Genomic DNA, 15,128 nt, shown 5'->3' on the forward strand with positions numbered 1-15,128 from the left:
CAAGTTTTAACTTATACATATAGATTGGGGGAAGGAAGAATGAAGAGAAAGACAACAACAATTGCTGCACTTGCGTTATCGACTAGTGTACTGGTTGCGGGATGTGGGAATGGGGAGAAGGCTTCGACAACGAAGAAAGAATCAAGTAAGGGAATGGCAGATAAACAAGTTTTAAATTTGCTAGAAACAGCTGAAATTCCTTCAATGGATACATCTAAATCAACAGATTCTGTATCTTTCCGTGTATTTGTAAATGCAATGGAAGGATTATATCGTCTAGATAAAGATAATAAACCAACTCCAGGTATGGCCAAAGATGTGAAGATTAGTGAAGATAAAAAGACATATACATTTGAATTACGTGATGCAAAATGGTCAAATGGTGATCCAGTTCGAGCGCAAGATTTTGTATATGCATGGCAACGTACATTAGATAAAGCAATAGCAGCAGAATATGCATTTATTTTATTTGATGTGAAAAATGCACAGAAAGTAAATAAAGGAGAAGTACCGTCGGATCAATTAGGTGTTAAAGCGAAGGATGATAAAACGTTGGTAGTAGAATTAGAGCAACCAGCACCTTATTTCCTTGAGCTTACTTCGTTCCCTACATTCTTCCCATTAAATGAAAAGTATGTAAAAGAACAAGGGGATAAATACGGATTAGAAGCAGATAAATTATTGTACAATGGACCATTTACAATGAGTGAATGGAAACATGAACAAAGTTACCAGTTGAAGAAAAACCCAAATTATTGGGATAAAGATGCTGTAAAATTACAAGAAATTAATGTGGGTATAGTAAAAGAGACAAGTACTGGGGTAAATTTATATGATAGTGATCAAGCAGACCGTGTCATTTTAAGTTCTGAGTTTGTAGACAAATATAAAAAGAATAAACCAGATGAATTTAAAACGAAGCTAGACCCACGTATGTATTTCCTACGTTTTAATCAAAAAAATGCAACGTTTAAAAATCAAAAGGTTCGTGAGGCGATTGATTTAGCGTACGATAAAAAAGGAATTGCGGAAGTAATTTTGAATGATGGATCATTGCCAGCGTATTTCTTAGTACCTGAAAAGTTTACGACAGGACCAGATGGAAAAGACTTCCGTACTGTAAATAAAAATTTCCGTGACAGTAAAGATAATGCTGCGAAAGCAAAAAAACTGTGGGAAGAAGCGAAGAAAGAACTTGGTCAAGATACAATTACAGTAGAATTACTAAATGATGATAACGGTAGTCGTAAAAAAGTGGGCGACTTTATTAAAGAAGAATTAGAGAAAAACTTACCAGGTATTAAAGTGAATTTGAAGCAACAACCATATAAGCAGAAGTTAGATTTAGAAAAGAAATTTCAATATGAATTCTCATTATCTGCATGGAGTCCAGATTATCCAGACCCAATGACATATATTGATATGTTCGTTACTGGAAGTTCATTTAATGAAATGGATTATTCAAATCCGAAGTATGATGATTTAGTAGCGAAATCAAAAGGAGAACTACTAAAAGATGACGCAGCACGCTGGAAAGCACTTGCAGAAGCTGAAAAAATCTTAATTGGTCAAGATGTTGCAATCTCTCCTACGTACCAACAAAGTACAGCTTACTTAGAGAAGACGTATGTAAATGGTATTGCTAACCATACGTTCGGTGGCGACTTCAGTTATAAATGGGCATATATTACAAAAAAATAGTATAATAAAAGATGAGTGAATTTTCGCTCATCTTTTATTTGTTTAAGGAGGAACGTGGAGTGTTGAAAGGAATCAATCATCTTTGTTTTTCAGTATCAAATTTAGAAAACTCTATTCTGTTTTATGAAAGAGTGCTAGAAGGAGAACTATTAGTTAAAGGGAGAAAACTTGCATATTTCAATATATGTGGAGTATGGATAGCACTGAACGAAGAGGCACATATTCCAAGAAAGGAGATTTATCAATCTTATACGCACCTCGCATTTTCTGTTGAACAAAAAGATTTTGAACGCCTGTTACATCGGTTAGAAGAAAATAATGTTCATATTTTACAAGGAAGAGAACGTAATGTGAGAGATTGTGAGTCTATATATTTTGTTGATCCTGACGGTCACAAGTTCGAGTTTCATTCAGGGACACTGCAAGACCGTTTAAATTATTATAGGGAAGAAAAACCACATATGACATTTTACTAGGGAGGAAGAGTATTTGCATGCACTTGTAATCGGGGGAACAGGGATGTTAAAGAAAGTTTCTATGTGGCTTTGTGAGCAAGGATTCCATGTTTCTATTATTGGACGAGATGAAGTGAAATTAGAATATGTGAAGAGAGCAAGTTCTGCACCAGAAAATATCACATGCCTTCCGTTAGATTATCATAATAATGACGAAGTAAAGATAGCTATTAAAGGTACAATTGAGAGAAATGGTCCCATAACATTAGTTGTGGCATGGATACATTCAAGTGCAAAGTATGCGTTATCACTCATTTGTAAGGAGATAGAATTTTCGTCTGAGACATACAGTTTATTTCATATTTTAGGCAGTAAAGTATCGCGTATGAATACAGGGAAAATAGGTGGTACGCTTTGCCTGTATCATAGAATTATATTAGGTTTTATTTTAGAAGATACATTCGGAAGGTGGCTTACTCATCAAGAAATATCAGATGGAGTAATTAATGGGATTGAAAGTAATTGCAATGAATGGATTGTGGGGCAAATAGAACCATGGGAATTACGACCAAATTGATAAGGGGGAATGGGAAATGAAAACAACTGTATATGTAACAAGGCACGGTGAAACAGAATGGAATGTAGCGAAGCGAATGCAAGGACGGAAAAATTCAGCTTTAACTGAAAATGGTATGTTACAAGCGAAACAATTAGGGGAGCGTATGAAGGATTTACCACTCCATGCCATATATAGTAGTCCAAGCGAAAGAACACGTCATACTGCTGAATTGATTAAAGGGGAACGCGATATTCCAATTATAGAAGATGAACGTTTCTATGAAATAAATATGGGGATATGGGAAGGACAAACAATTGCTGATTTGGAAATGCAATATCCAGAAGAAGTACATTTATTTTGGAATGAACCACATCTTTTTCAGTCAACATCAGGGGAAAACTTTGCGGCCGTTTATAAAAGAGTAATTGAAGGGATACACTTTCTTTTAGAAAAGCATAAAGGAGAAAACATTTTAATAGTTACTCATGCTGCAGCAGCGAAACTACTTGTAGGACATTTTGCAGGTCTTGAAATTGAACATGTATGGGGAGAGCCATTTATGCATAGCGCGAGTCTTAGTGTAATTGAATTTGATGAAGATCTTGGTAAAGTAAAACAATTTGCAGATATAAGTCATTTTCAGTAAACGTAAAAAAGGCCGCAACGCGGCCTTTTTTGGTGGACATAAAAAACTAGCAATTACGTTTTTTATACCAGAAGTGATCGAATTTTTTATTCTTGCAAGAAGAAGACTTGTGTCTGCTATCTTTGCAATCATTCCATTTGTGTCCGTCATCGTGACAGTCCTTACCATGATCCCACGAATCATCACAAGAACCATGATGGCTATGAGGGAAAAATACACATTTTTTACAGAAACATCGTTTTGTCCAGAAACATTTCTTTTCAAAACGAACGCATTTTGTAACGAAAGTGCATTTTTTCACGCGAGTACGTTTTGTAACTATAACGCATTCTTTTCTACGAGTAACTTTTGTAACAAAAGTCCATTTTTGAACGCGTACACGAGTACATTTTGTAACGAAAGTCCATTTTTTTACATGAGTACATTTTGTAACGAAAGTACAATGTTTCACGCGAGTACATCTTGTTCTTGGACATTTATTCCCTGTTGTACATCTACGCCCTGTTGTACATCTACGCCCTGTTGTACATTTACACCCTGTTGTACATTTATGATGATCATCATCGCACTCAAAAGTACTTGGATCTTGGTGTAAGAAATCCTCCATCCCTGCACTTTTGATTTCTTCAACAGCTTTTCTAATATCACGTTTCATAGAAATCCTCCTTATCATGTATTAAAGTGAAAAGGTATTCTTTTTCCTTAACATGATATGAGATATGACGACGTTCTGAACAGGACAAGAGTGTAATTTTATATAAATAGATGATAGCGGATGTATGGACAAGACAAGGCGCATACATTGAATGAAGAGAACTGAGAAGGGATGAGAAAACATGCTGCCTTCATATGATTTTTTTGTTCATCCAATGTACTTAGTGGAATTGAAAAAAGATATTTGGTCAGATAGTCCAGTGCCAGCAAAATTAACTTATGGAAAAAAGAAGTATGACATTGATATCGTATACCGGGGTGCTCATATTCGCGAATTTGAGAAAAAGTCTTATCATGTTGTATTTTATAAACCGAAAAAATTTCAAGGCGCGAAAGAGTTTCATTTGAATTCTGAGTTTATGGATCCGTCACTCATACGAAATAAATTATCTTTAGATTTTTTTCATGATATTGGTGTACTTTCGCCAAAATCACAACATGTATTTATAAAAATCAATGGTCAAATTCAAGGTGTATATTTACAGTTAGAATCAGTTGATGAAAACTTTTTGAAAAATAGAGGATTACCGAGTGGTTCTATTTATTATGCGATAGATGATGATGCGAATTTTTCATTAATGAGTGAGCGAGATAAAGATGTTAAGACAGAGCTCTTTGCGGGTTATGAATTTAAATATTCGAATAAAAATAGTGAAGAACAACTAAGTGAATTTGTATTTCAAGCGAATACTTTGTCGAGGGAAGATTATGAAAAAGAAATTGGGAAGTTTCTACATGTAGATAAATATTTACGATGGTTAGCTGGAGTAATTTTCACGCAAAACTTTGACGGTTTCGTTCATAACTATGCACTATACCATAACGATGAGACAAATTTATTTGAAGTTATACCGTGGGATTATGATGCAACTTGGGGGCGAGATGTACAAGGGAGACCGCTTAATCATGAATATATTCGCATTCAAGGGTATAACACGTTAAGTGCAAGATTGTTAGACATACCTGTATTTAGAAAGCAGTATCGAAGTATTTTAGAAGAAATATTAGAAGACCAATTTACAGTTTCGTTTATGAGGCCGAAAGTAGAAGCGTTGTGTGAATTGATTCGTCCATATTTACTACAAGATCCATATATGAAAGAAAAATTAGAAACGTTTGATCAAGAGGCTGATATGATTTATGAATATATAAATAAAAGAAGGAAGTATATACAAGACCACTTACATGAATTGGATTAATTTTGAAAGAGATTGGAACATTATCAATCTCTTTTTTTGTATAATAAAGGTGTACCAAAAAAGTGAAATGATATGTATTTGATAGAGAATGGGGTTGTGTAGAGATGACGATTAAATGGATTGATTGGGTAAAACAAATACAATCTATAGCCCAAGCGGGTTTAACGTATTCTAAAGATGTGTACGATATAGAACGTTTCCAACAATTACGAGACATTTCGATTTCGATGATGTCACATTACACAAAAACAGATTGGGAAGTAGTAGCGAAACTATTTGCAAGTGAGACGGGCTATCAAACACCAAAAGTTGATATACGAGCAGTTGTTTGTCAAAATGAAAAGCTATTATTTGTGAAGGAAAAAAGTGATGGGAAATGGGCATTGCCAGGTGGATGGGCTGATGTTGGTTATACGCCAACAGAAGTAGCAGCAAAAGAGGTTTTCGAAGAGACAGGATATGAAGTAGATCGTTTTAAGCTAATAGCTATATTTGATAAAGAAAAGCATCAACCATCGCCTTCAGCAACGCATGTATATAAGATTTTTATTGGTTGTAATATTGTTGGTGGGGAAAAGAAGGTTAGTATTGAAACAGAAGAAATAGAGTTTTTTGGTGAAGATGAATTGCCGGATTTATCAATTGCTAGAAATACAGAAGAGCAAATTAAAGAAATGTTTGCTTATATGAAAGACCCACAGAAAGAAAAAATAATAGATTAATGCTGCTTGAATTGTACATATTGTTAAAATGAAGATATTGGCAGATTGCAATCTTTATGTGATAATGGGATGGTATGTGAAGAAAAAAGGAGATAGAAAAGAACATGTTAGCAAATATAATAGATCAGTTATTGCAATTTTTTGCAAGCTTAGGGTACTTTGGAGTAGCTCTTGCTTTAATGATTGAAGTAATCCCAAGTGAAATTGTACTTTCGTATGCTGGCTTTTTAGTAGCGGATGGTAAAATTAGTTTTGTGGGGGCAGTTATCGCCGGAACGATTGGTGGTACTTTAGCGCAAATCTTTTTATACTGGCTTGGATACTACGGAGGGCGTCCGGTTGTAGAGAAATATGGGAAATATCTACTTATTAATAAACACCATTTAGACATAGCGGAAGGTTGGTTTAAACGTTACGGAGCAGGCGTAATATTTTCTGCACGCTTTATTCCAGTAGTACGTCATGCGATCTCTATTCCAGCAGGACTAGCTAAGATGCCATTAAAACTATTTACACTTTATACGGTTGTAGCGATTATTCCGTGGTCAATTCTATTTATATACTTAGGTGAAAAACTTGGTGGGAATTGGCGTCATATTAAAGAGTATGCATCTGATTATACACATTACATAATTATAGGAGCTGTGCTCTTTATTGCACTATACTTCGGTTTAAAGTATTTGAAAAAGAAAAAAACAACACGTTAAAGTCAATGATGATTCATTGGCTTTTTTATTTGTTTCGGTTCTAAACAAAAGGAGTTGTCCATAATGTGTAATAATAAAGCGTAGCGGAGGAATGTGATGAAAGGGTCACCGTTTATACGTGGAACGATATTTTTAACGATGGCAACGATGATATCTAAAATGTTAGGGTTTATATATATTATACCATTTACAGCAATGGTTGGTACGAGTGGGTACGTTCTATACGCGTATGCATATCGTCCTTATACGATTATGCTGAGTATAGCGACGATGGGGTTACCGCTCGCTGTTTCAAAGATGGTATCAAAATATGATCAACTAAATGATTATCATACAGTTAAAAGAGTACTAAAGAGTGGTATCGTTTTTATGTTAATAATGGGAGTTGTATCGTGTGTCACACTGTATGTATTAGCCCCGCATTTAGCTGAACTTGTAGTTGATGGAAGTGATCAAACGGGGAATAGTGTAACTGCTGTCGCTACTAACATTCAAATTGTAAGTTTTGCGTTAATACTTGTACCAGTAATGAGTTTATTAAGAGGCTTCTTTCAAGGATTTCAGTCGATGGGCCCTTCTGCATTAAGTGTAGTTGTAGAGCAATTCTTTCGGGTCTTAACTATATTGATAGGAAGTTTTGTCGTATTATATGTTTTAAAAGCTTCTGTATCGCTAGCAGTTGGTATTTCAACGTTTGGTGCTTTCATGGGAGCAATAGGTGGATTAGCTGTTTTAACTGCGTATTATGTAAGAAGGAGAAGGCATTTAAAGAAAAAAGAGATGACAAGTATACCGCAAACGACGAAATCTTTCTTCTCGTTGTATAAGGAGCTCTTTACATATTCTATTCCTTTCGTCGTGGTTGGTTTAGCTATTCCTTTGTATCAGACTATAGATACATTTACAATTAATAAACTACTTATACAAATTGGATATATGCAAGGAGAAGCGGAAAAAATCAATGCGATTATTGGTCTTGTTCAAATGGTTGTACTTATCCCAGTTTCAGTTGCGACTGCTTTTAGTATGTCTCTCGTTCCAGAGATGACGAAAGCTTATACAGCAGGGAATACGAAGTTACTATATAAACATTTTACAAAGACGAATCTATTAGTAGTAGGGATTACGGTACCAGCGGCGATTGGAATGATGGTGTTAGCAAAACCAATATATACGCTTTTGTTTAGTACGGGGAATGATCCGGAGATAGGGAGTGTTATTCTACAATATTATGCTCCTGCGTGTATACTATTTTCACTCTTTACTGTAACGGCTGCCATGCTGCAAGGAATTAATCAACAACAGAAAACAGTATTAGGTTTAGTAATCGGAATTATTGTAAAGATAATATTAAATATTGTATTGCTTCCGTATTTCGATTATGTAAGTTTTATCATTTCAACTTACGCTGGCTATACGATTTCAGTTGGTTTTAACTTGTGGATGCTTTCTAAATATGTTATAAAGGCAACATAAGCTTTTTAAGGCAGAGAATCCTCTGTCTTTTTCTACGTTTATAATATTTTTCACGTAAAAGCGTTTTCAAAATAATTTTTCTATTGAAATTTAAACGTATGTTTCATATGCTGAGAATGGCGGTTCAAAAACTGTTATGTAAGAGAGGTAGATTCCTACATGTAAAAAGAATCGGGGTGATAGTATGTTAAATATGTATTTAACAGACCGAAACGGAAAACTACAAGAGATTGAGGAAATGCAAAAGGGTTGCTGGATTAATGTACTTCATCCAACTGAAGAAGAAATTCAGTATTTAGTACAAACTTTAAATGTAGACTTAGATTTCATTAAAGACCCTTTGGATGATGAAGAACGCTCTCGTATTGAAAAGGAAGACAATAATACCTTAATCATCGTCGATATTCCGACAGTTAGGCATGATGAAGAGGGGAATTCGATTTATGACACGATTCCAATAGGTATGATTGTAATGCCAGATTGTTTCGTTACAATTTGCTTAGAAGAGAATCCAATTTTTGAACGTTTTATTAATCAACGTATTAAAGAATTTTATACGTTTAAAAAGACACGCTTTGCACTGCAGCTCTTATATACGATTTCTACTTATTATTTAAGATACTTAAAGCAAATAAATCGAAAAACAATCGATTTAGAGCACCAATTAAATAAATCAATGAAAAACAAAGAAATTTTTACATTGTTAGGCCTTGAAAAAAGTTTAGTTTACTTTACAACGTCACTAAAGGCTAATAAAATTGTAATTCAAAAATTAATGCGAAACAGTACATTTTTAAAAATGTATGAAGACGATCAAGATCTATTAGAAGATGTATTAATTGAAAATAAACAGGCTATTGAAATGGCGGAAATATATAGTCACATTTTAAGTGGAATGATGAATACATTTAGTTCCGTTATATCAAATAATTTAAATAGTGTTATGAAACTGTTAACGTCTATTACAATTATTTTATCTTTACCAACAATGGTTTCTAGTTTCTTTGGAATGAACGTAAAGGTTCCATTTGAAGGTGAAGCGTATGGTTTTGTAATTGTACTCATTATATGTGTAACTTTATCGTTCACATTGGCATTTGTTTTTTGGAAGAAACGTTACTTTTAACAATAAAAAAGCTGCTCTAGCATAGTTGTAAAACTACGCTAGAGCAGCTTTTTTGCTATGAAATCTCAATTTTGGAATAGAATATAACATGTGAAATGTAATGTGTATGAAGGTTATGAATTCCGTATAAGCCTTGTCCAATTAATAAAATGGGGTTAAAATTACATATTGTTAAAGAAAAGTTGGAGGAAATACATCATGGAATTGTTTCAATTACCGAAAGCATTCCTGCAAATGAATACAATTTTTATCTCAATATTAATCGAGGCACTTCCGTTTGTGCTAATTGGTGTATTTATTTCAGGATTCATTCAAATGTTTGTGACAGAAGATATGGTGGCAAAATGGATGCCGAAGAACCGATTTCTGTCAGTTTTACTAGCTACTTTTTTAGGCATGATGTTTCCAGGATGTGAATGTGGAATTGTTCCGATTGTAAGACGATTAATCGGAAAAGGCGTTCCGCCATACGCAGGGATTGCATTTATGTTAACTGGACCGATTATTAATCCGGTTGTACTATTTGCTACATATGTCGCTTTTGGAAGTAGTATGCACATGGTATGGTATCGTTCTATTGTAGCGATTATCGTAGCAATTATCGTTGGAATTATATTATCATTTATGTTTAAAGAACATCAATTACGAGATGATCACTTCCCAGAAGTGAATCATAAGCGTCCGTTACGTAAAAAAATGTGGGAGGTATGTACGCACGCAGTTGAGGAATTCTTCTCAATGGGAAAATACTTAGTACTAGGTGCGTTAATTGCAGCAGCGGTTCAAACGTTTGTACAAACTTCAACACTTCTTGCTATCGGACAAGGGCCGTTTTCTTCATCAGCTGTAATGATGGGACTTGCCTTTATATTATCACTTTGTTCAGAAGCAGATGCATTTATTGCTTCGTCATTCCAAAGTACATTTTCAACAGCATCACTCGTCGCGTTTCTCGTATATGGACCGATGGTGGATATTAAAAATATGTTTATGATGCTTGCGACGTTTAAAACAAAATTTGTAATTGTCGTTATAGTTACAGTTACACTTGTTGTTTATGCAAGCTCACTACTCATTTATGCGATGGGGTGGTAGGTTATGTTTCGAGCATATATATTATTAGGTTTTACAATATTAATTGCGCAGCTTCATATTTCTGGTAATATTACGAAGTATATCAATATGAAGTATGCCTACTTATCAACAACAGCAGCCATTATTTTAGGGTTTTTAACGATTGTTCAAATTATTATCGTTTTCCAAAAAGAACATCAAAAAGAAAAAGATCAGCACAATTGTGGTTGCGATCATAGTCACTGCGGGCATGATCATTCGAAAGATGAGAATACATGGTGGAAAAAAGTGTTTTCTTACACATTATTCTGTTTTCCAATCATTACAGGATTGTTTTTCCCAATTGCAACATTAGATTCCGATATTGTTAAGGCGAAGGGATTCCATTTTCCAGTGGCGCAAGCAGAAAGTAAAGATCCATTTATGACAAGGCAATTTCTAAGACCTGATACGAGCATTTATTACGGGAAAGAAGGATACCGTGGTGTAATGGAAAAAGGGAAGAAAGAGTTTGTTACGAAAGACAGTATTACTTTAAAAGATGAAGATTTCTTAAAGGGTATGGAGACGATTTATAACTATCCTGGCGAGTTTACTGGGAAAAAATTATCTTTTAAAGGGTTTGTGTTCAGAGATGATTCTTCTAAAAAAGAACAATACTTCTTATTCCGTTTCGGTATTATACACTGTGTAGCGGATTCTGGTGTATATGGTATGTTAGTGAAAAAACCAGAAGGGGTAGAGTGGAATAATGATGACTGGATCCAAGTAGAAGGAGAAATAACAACGGAGTTTTATCAGCCGTTCCATGCCAATATTCCCGTTTTAGAAGTAACGAAATGGAATAAAGTTGAGCAGCCGAAAGAACAATATGTATTTAGAGGAGCCGATTGATAACATCGGTTCTTTTTTATGGACTAAAAGTTCTGAATGTTGTTAATATTAAACGTGTAGTTCATTTAGTGTAGTGAACAGTACATGATTAGTTGAACTCATTGAAAGTATACGGACAGCCCGACTTCCACCTAATTTCTTCTGGGAGTCTTACTACCCGCCAATAGCAGGATAATTAATCAAGGGGGCGATAACAATGACTGAAGTAAAGGGAAAAACAGCTAATGAGTCTAGAGTGTTTAAAACGAGCCGAGTATTTCCAACGGATTTAAATGATCATAATACACTATTTGGTGGGAAAATATTAGCGGAGATGGATATGGTTGCTTCTATTTCAGCAACGAGACATGCAAGAAAAGAATGTGTCACAGCGTCTATGGATTGGGTTGATTTCTTACATCCTGTTCGTTCATCTGATTGCGTTAGTTATGAATCCTTTGTAATTTGGACGGGAAGAACTTCAATGGAAGTTTTTGTGAAGGTAGTGGCTGAAGACTTAATTTCAGGTGAGAAGCGTATAGCTGCAACGTCATTTGTTACATTTGTTGCACTTAGTAAGGAAAATAATCCAGTTCCTGTACCACGAGTTATTCCTGAAACAGAAGAAGAAAAAGAATTACATCGTATTGCTGTATTACGTGCGGAACAGCGTAATATTCGTAAGGCAGAGAGTAAGAAAGTAGCCACATTGTTAACTTTTTGAATTGAATATATAGTCGTTAAGGTTACCATAACAAACGATAATGGTTTTAAAATAAAAAGCGGACACCTAAAAATAGGTGTCCGCTTTTATAGTTTTTTCATCCACATATCATATGACAATAACTACTTAGCAGAAGCAAGCAGCACCGACGATGATTAAGAGGATAAATAATACGACTAAAAGCGCAAATCCATTACCATGTGCGAAGCCCATTGTTATTTCCTCCTTTTATTTTAAGATACAACATACAATATGCAAATGAGCTGTTGTTTGATATGGACATATATCATGTAAGGACATTTTTTCTTGAATGATTATGTATAAAAAAAGGGAAGATATAGGAATAACAGTAAGTGGAGAAAGGAAATTATCCATGAAGCACTTTTTCGCTCTAATCCTTTTTTTTATAGGTGTATTCATATGGATGAACATCGATGTGGAAATGGGGAAAAAAATGGCTAGTGAATATGAATTAGGACAAGTTCGATTAGGCGAATTTCAACTATATACGAACGGAGAAGAGTTATATAGGAGATTATTTGAGGATATAAACAATGCGGAAAAGTATATATATATTCATTTTTATATTGTAGGTAAAGATGAAATAAGCAGAGAGTTTTTACAGTTATTAGAGAAAAAAGCATCTAGCGGGGTAGAAGTGAAGTTGTCAGTCGACCGTATAGGTGGATATAAGCTGAAGAAAAAGATACTGAATCAATTAAAAAGAAAAGGTGTCCAGTTCACATTTAGTAAAAAACCTAAACTGAAAAATATATTCTATTCTTTGCATCAACGAAATCATAGACGCATTGTTACGATAGATGGAAAGGTATCATACGTCGGTGGTTTTAATATCGGAAAGGAATACCTTGGACAAAATCCGAAATTTGGTCCATGGCGTGATTATCATGTACGTATCACTGGGAATGGTGCAACTGATATGGAAAGAAAATTTGCTAAAGATTGGAAAGAAGATACCGGGGAAAAAATGCCTGCACATGAAAGTTTACCTGCAAAAGGAAATGTAAAATATCAATATTTGTTTTCAAATGGAAAAGGTTTATGGCAGAAATATGGGGTGCTTATAAAGCAGGCTAAAAAGTCTTTAATAATTGCTACACCTTATTTTGTACCAAGTAAAGAAATGATGAAAGAGTTAAAAGATGCATTACATCGCGGTGTTAATGTAAAAATTCTCGTGCCATTTAAAAGTGATGCCGTATTGTTAAAACAAGCTGCTTATCCGTATTTGAAAGACATGTTACATGCTGGAGCGGAAATTTATCAATATCGCAATGGATTTTTTCATGGGAAAGTAACGATCATTGATGGAGAAATTGTTGATATCGGTACAGCAAATTTTGATAATAGAAGTTTTTATTTAAATTGCGAATCTAACTGTCTCATATATGACAAAACAGTTGTTGCTGACGTATGGAGTCGATTAAAGGAGGATTTTCATAAATCAAAACGATTTTCTGAACAGGATTTTGAGGAAATTAGTAAATGGGATTGGTTTTTAGCAAGAATAGCGAATGTTTTAGCGTCATATTTATAGCATATAGACAAAAGAAGGGAGGAACTTCAATGGACTGTATGAAAGAATTAATGAAGTATAGTTACATGTTAATTTATAAAGTAGGAGAGTATACTGAAAAAATCCGGGATGAAGAATTAAAGGATATAATACAGCACCATTTACCGTATATGTTACAAGCATATAATGAACAAGTGAATTTTCAAGAAGGAGAAAATGTACAGCATATAACATGTGAACCAATTTTGTTTCATTGGTCTGAAATGGAAATGGAAAAGGAAATAGATAATACATATACAGGAGATATCCAAATTGCAATCTGTTATATTTCACATTTGAAACGATTAGCATTGAAGTTTGCTCAAGTTGCAGTGGAAGTTGCAAATCCAGAATTTCGTTCGTTTTTGGAAAACTGTTTCCTGAAAATGAATCGTTACGCTTATAGTGTGTGGCAATATGTTGTGAAGAAGGAATATAAAATTACACATGTATATGAAAACGAGAAATTTGCATAAAAAACTAAGGCGGAATAGTTGTCGCCCTAGTTTTTTACTTTCATGCAGAGAAAAGGGCTAAATGTAATTATTATTAGAAAATTTACAAACATTTACCGTATATTTACTATTTTTCAATCTTTCCTTTAAAAATAGAGAGTAATATGGGATTGTACATATTCTATCAAAGGGAGGAAACGCAAATGAACAAATGGGTTAAATCATTAACTGCTATGGCACTTGCAAGTTCTTTATTAATGGTAGGTTGTAGTAAAGATGAGGACAAGAAGAAAGAAGAAGACACAACAACACAACAGGATGAGAAAAAGGATAAAGAAACAAGTGGAACAGAGAAGTCTACTGATTCTAAAGAAAAGAAATAAAGTAATAATAAAGCTTCCTCTTATATATGAGGAAGCTTTTTTGTTGTATATTGATTGAGAGTATTGAAAAAATAGAGAAAGAATGAGAGAGGAGTAAACAAATGAAAGTATGTGTATTGGGAGCGACAGGTAGAGTAGGTTCGGAAATAATAAAATTAGCATTAAAGGATTCATCCGAAGTGACGGCATTCGTTCGTGATTTAAATAGAATGGAAATAGAACATGACAGGTTACATGTTATAGAAGGAAATATATTAAACGAAAACGATATAAAGAAAGCGATAGAAGGATGTGATATCGTAATTAGCGCTCTTGGAACGGATGGAAATGGGACATTAGCAAAGAGTATGCCAAATATTATAAAGTATATGGAAAAAGAAGGCGTTAAGAAAATTATTACGATAGGAACAGCTGGTATTTTACAAGCGAGAACAAATCCAAATGTATATCGTTTCCAATCATCGGAATCAAAAAGGAAAACGACAGCAGCAGCAGAGGATCATTTAGCTGCATATAAGGCGCTTCATAATAGTGATTTATGTTGGACCATTGTTTGTCCGACGCATTTAATAGACGGTGAGATAACGGGGGTATATCGCACTGAACAACATATATTGCCAGAAGATGGAGCGAAAATTACAGTTGGTGATACAGCACATTTTACATGGGGTTTATGCAATGAAAATATATATGAAAATAGTCGAGTTGGTATTTCATATTAAAAACCATCCCAAAAGC

The 15,128-nt window shown here is 34.3% G+C and carries 18 protein-coding genes; 16 read left to right on the plus strand and 2 right to left on the minus strand.

The features are described 5' to 3' along the window. Positions 1-39: 39 nt before the first annotated feature. From JDS92_RS01130 to JDS92_RS01145, 4 genes are read left to right on the plus strand one after another with little or no spacing between them, the layout of a single operon-like run. Positions 40-1,701: a peptide ABC transporter substrate-binding protein gene (locus JDS92_RS01130; protein ID WP_097959187.1), complete on the plus strand. Its 1,662-nt coding sequence runs from the start codon at positions 40-42 to the stop codon at positions 1,699-1,701. Positions 1,702-1,760: 59 nt separating this feature from the next. Continuing rightward, positions 1,761-2,177 carry a FosBx1 family fosfomycin resistance bacillithiol transferase gene (gene fosB / locus JDS92_RS01135; RefSeq protein WP_097959188.1) on the plus strand — a complete coding sequence of 139 codons (417 nt, stop codon included), beginning with the start codon at positions 1,761-1,763 and terminating at the stop codon, positions 2,175-2,177. Between the two features lie 13 nt (positions 2,178-2,190). Beyond that, entirely contained in the window at positions 2,191-2,733 is a 543-nt protein-coding gene (locus JDS92_RS01140) for a short-chain dehydrogenase (protein WP_097959189.1), read from the plus strand. Between the two features lie 16 nt (positions 2,734-2,749). Then, complete coding sequence (locus JDS92_RS01145) at positions 2,750-3,361, plus strand: phosphoserine phosphatase 1 (RefSeq protein ID WP_000859191.1); 612 nt, start codon at positions 2,750-2,752, stop codon at positions 3,359-3,361. A gap of 46 nt (positions 3,362-3,407) precedes the next feature. Here JDS92_RS01145 and exsB read toward each other — a convergent pair whose 3' ends face one another. Continuing rightward, positions 3,408-4,016, minus strand: coding sequence for an exosporium protein ExsB (gene exsB, locus JDS92_RS01150; protein WP_033662989.1), 609 nt, complete (start codon positions 4,014-4,016; stop codon positions 3,408-3,410). Between the two features lie 181 nt (positions 4,017-4,197). On the opposite strand from exsB, the gene cotH reads away from it, so the two are divergent. From cotH to JDS92_RS01190, 8 genes are all read left to right on the plus strand, one after another. Continuing rightward, a complete protein-coding gene (gene cotH / locus JDS92_RS01155; RefSeq protein WP_000938007.1) occupies positions 4,198-5,274 on the plus strand; it encodes a spore coat protein CotH in 1,077 nt (358 codons plus the stop codon). Between the two features lie 104 nt (positions 5,275-5,378). Next, entirely contained in the window at positions 5,379-5,996 is a 618-nt protein-coding gene (locus JDS92_RS01160; RefSeq protein ID WP_199631379.1) for an NUDIX hydrolase N-terminal domain-containing protein, read from the plus strand. Between the two features lie 104 nt (positions 5,997-6,100). Beyond that, the gene (gene uptA, locus JDS92_RS01165) at positions 6,101-6,703 is read left to right on the plus strand and encodes an undecaprenyl phosphate transporter UptA (protein ID WP_000880689.1); all 603 of its coding nucleotides are present in this window, start codon (positions 6,101-6,103) and stop codon (positions 6,701-6,703) included. A gap of 96 nt (positions 6,704-6,799) precedes the next feature. Further along, entirely contained in the window at positions 6,800-8,179 is a 1,380-nt protein-coding gene (locus JDS92_RS01170) for a putative polysaccharide biosynthesis protein (protein WP_097959191.1), read from the plus strand. 184 nt (positions 8,180-8,363) lie between these two features. After that, positions 8,364-9,305, plus strand: a complete 942-nt coding sequence (locus JDS92_RS01175; RefSeq protein ID WP_000933700.1) for a magnesium transporter CorA family protein — start codon at positions 8,364-8,366, stop codon at positions 9,303-9,305. Positions 9,306-9,503: 198 nt separating this feature from the next. After that, complete coding sequence (locus JDS92_RS01180) at positions 9,504-10,400, plus strand: permease (RefSeq protein ID WP_087970089.1); 897 nt, start codon at positions 9,504-9,506, stop codon at positions 10,398-10,400. A 3-nt stretch (positions 10,401-10,403) separates the two neighbouring features. Beyond that, complete coding sequence (locus JDS92_RS01185) at positions 10,404-11,273, plus strand: TIGR03943 family putative permease subunit (protein WP_000488051.1); 870 nt, start codon at positions 10,404-10,406, stop codon at positions 11,271-11,273. Between the two features lie 196 nt (positions 11,274-11,469). Continuing rightward, positions 11,470-11,976, plus strand: coding sequence for an acyl-CoA thioesterase (locus JDS92_RS01190; RefSeq protein ID WP_000141169.1), 507 nt, complete (start codon positions 11,470-11,472; stop codon positions 11,974-11,976). Between the two features lie 126 nt (positions 11,977-12,102). Here JDS92_RS01190 and JDS92_RS01195 read toward each other — a convergent pair whose 3' ends face one another. After that, positions 12,103-12,189, minus strand: a complete 87-nt coding sequence (locus JDS92_RS01195; RefSeq protein ID WP_000505094.1) for a YjcZ family sporulation protein — start codon at positions 12,187-12,189, stop codon at positions 12,103-12,105. A 160-nt stretch (positions 12,190-12,349) separates the two neighbouring features. Between JDS92_RS01195 and cls the strand changes: the two genes are divergently transcribed. The 4 genes from cls to JDS92_RS01215 all read left to right on the plus strand — a co-directional run bounded on the left by cls (position 12,350) and on the right by JDS92_RS01215 (position 15,112). After that, positions 12,350-13,534: a cardiolipin synthase gene (gene cls / locus JDS92_RS01200; RefSeq protein WP_199631380.1), complete on the plus strand. Its 1,185-nt coding sequence runs from the start codon at positions 12,350-12,352 to the stop codon at positions 13,532-13,534. A gap of 29 nt (positions 13,535-13,563) precedes the next feature. After that, the gene (locus JDS92_RS01205) at positions 13,564-14,028 is read left to right on the plus strand and encodes a spore coat protein (protein ID WP_199631381.1); all 465 of its coding nucleotides are present in this window, start codon (positions 13,564-13,566) and stop codon (positions 14,026-14,028) included. 182 nt (positions 14,029-14,210) lie between these two features. Next, positions 14,211-14,390 carry a hypothetical protein gene (locus JDS92_RS01210; protein WP_001045958.1) on the plus strand — a complete coding sequence of 60 codons (180 nt, stop codon included), beginning with the start codon at positions 14,211-14,213 and terminating at the stop codon, positions 14,388-14,390. 101 nt (positions 14,391-14,491) lie between these two features. Beyond that, entirely contained in the window at positions 14,492-15,112 is a 621-nt protein-coding gene (locus JDS92_RS01215; RefSeq protein WP_097954772.1) for an NAD(P)-dependent oxidoreductase, read from the plus strand. Positions 15,113-15,128: the final 16 nt, after the last annotated feature.

The organism is Bacillus cereus group sp. N12 (genome assembly GCF_016483575.1).
In the GTDB taxonomy this organism is placed as follows: Bacteria; Bacillota; Bacilli; order Bacillales; family Bacillaceae_G; genus Bacillus_A; species Bacillus_A toyonensis.

Coding starts and splice junctions, on each gene's coding strand:
- JDS92_RS01130 (WP_097959187.1), top strand. CDS start 40: ATGAAGAGAAAGACAACAACAATTGCTGCACTTGCGTTATCGACTAGT.
- JDS92_RS01145 (WP_000859191.1), top strand. CDS start 2,750: ATGAAAACAACTGTATATGTAACAAGGCACGGTGAAACAGAATGGAAT.
- exsB (WP_033662989.1), bottom strand. CDS start 4,016: ATGAAACGTGATATTAGAAAAGCTGTTGAAGAAATCAAAAGTGCAGGG.
- cotH (WP_000938007.1), top strand. CDS start 4,198: ATGCTGCCTTCATATGATTTTTTTGTTCATCCAATGTACTTAGTGGAA.
- JDS92_RS01160 (WP_199631379.1), top strand. CDS start 5,379: ATGACGATTAAATGGATTGATTGGGTAAAACAAATACAATCTATAGCC.
- uptA (WP_000880689.1), top strand. CDS start 6,101: ATGTTAGCAAATATAATAGATCAGTTATTGCAATTTTTTGCAAGCTTA.
- JDS92_RS01170 (WP_097959191.1), top strand. CDS start 6,800: ATGAAAGGGTCACCGTTTATACGTGGAACGATATTTTTAACGATGGCA.
- JDS92_RS01175 (WP_000933700.1), top strand. CDS start 8,364: ATGTTAAATATGTATTTAACAGACCGAAACGGAAAACTACAAGAGATT.
- JDS92_RS01180 (WP_087970089.1), top strand. CDS start 9,504: ATGGAATTGTTTCAATTACCGAAAGCATTCCTGCAAATGAATACAATT.
- JDS92_RS01185 (WP_000488051.1), top strand. CDS start 10,404: ATGTTTCGAGCATATATATTATTAGGTTTTACAATATTAATTGCGCAG.
- JDS92_RS01190 (WP_000141169.1), top strand. CDS start 11,470: ATGACTGAAGTAAAGGGAAAAACAGCTAATGAGTCTAGAGTGTTTAAA.
- JDS92_RS01195 (WP_000505094.1), bottom strand. CDS start 12,189: ATGGGCTTCGCACATGGTAATGGATTTGCGCTTTTAGTCGTATTATTT.
- cls (WP_199631380.1), top strand. CDS start 12,350: ATGAAGCACTTTTTCGCTCTAATCCTTTTTTTTATAGGTGTATTCATA.
- JDS92_RS01205 (WP_199631381.1), top strand. CDS start 13,564: ATGGACTGTATGAAAGAATTAATGAAGTATAGTTACATGTTAATTTAT.
- JDS92_RS01210 (WP_001045958.1), top strand. CDS start 14,211: ATGAACAAATGGGTTAAATCATTAACTGCTATGGCACTTGCAAGTTCT.
- JDS92_RS01215 (WP_097954772.1), top strand. CDS start 14,492: ATGAAAGTATGTGTATTGGGAGCGACAGGTAGAGTAGGTTCGGAAATA.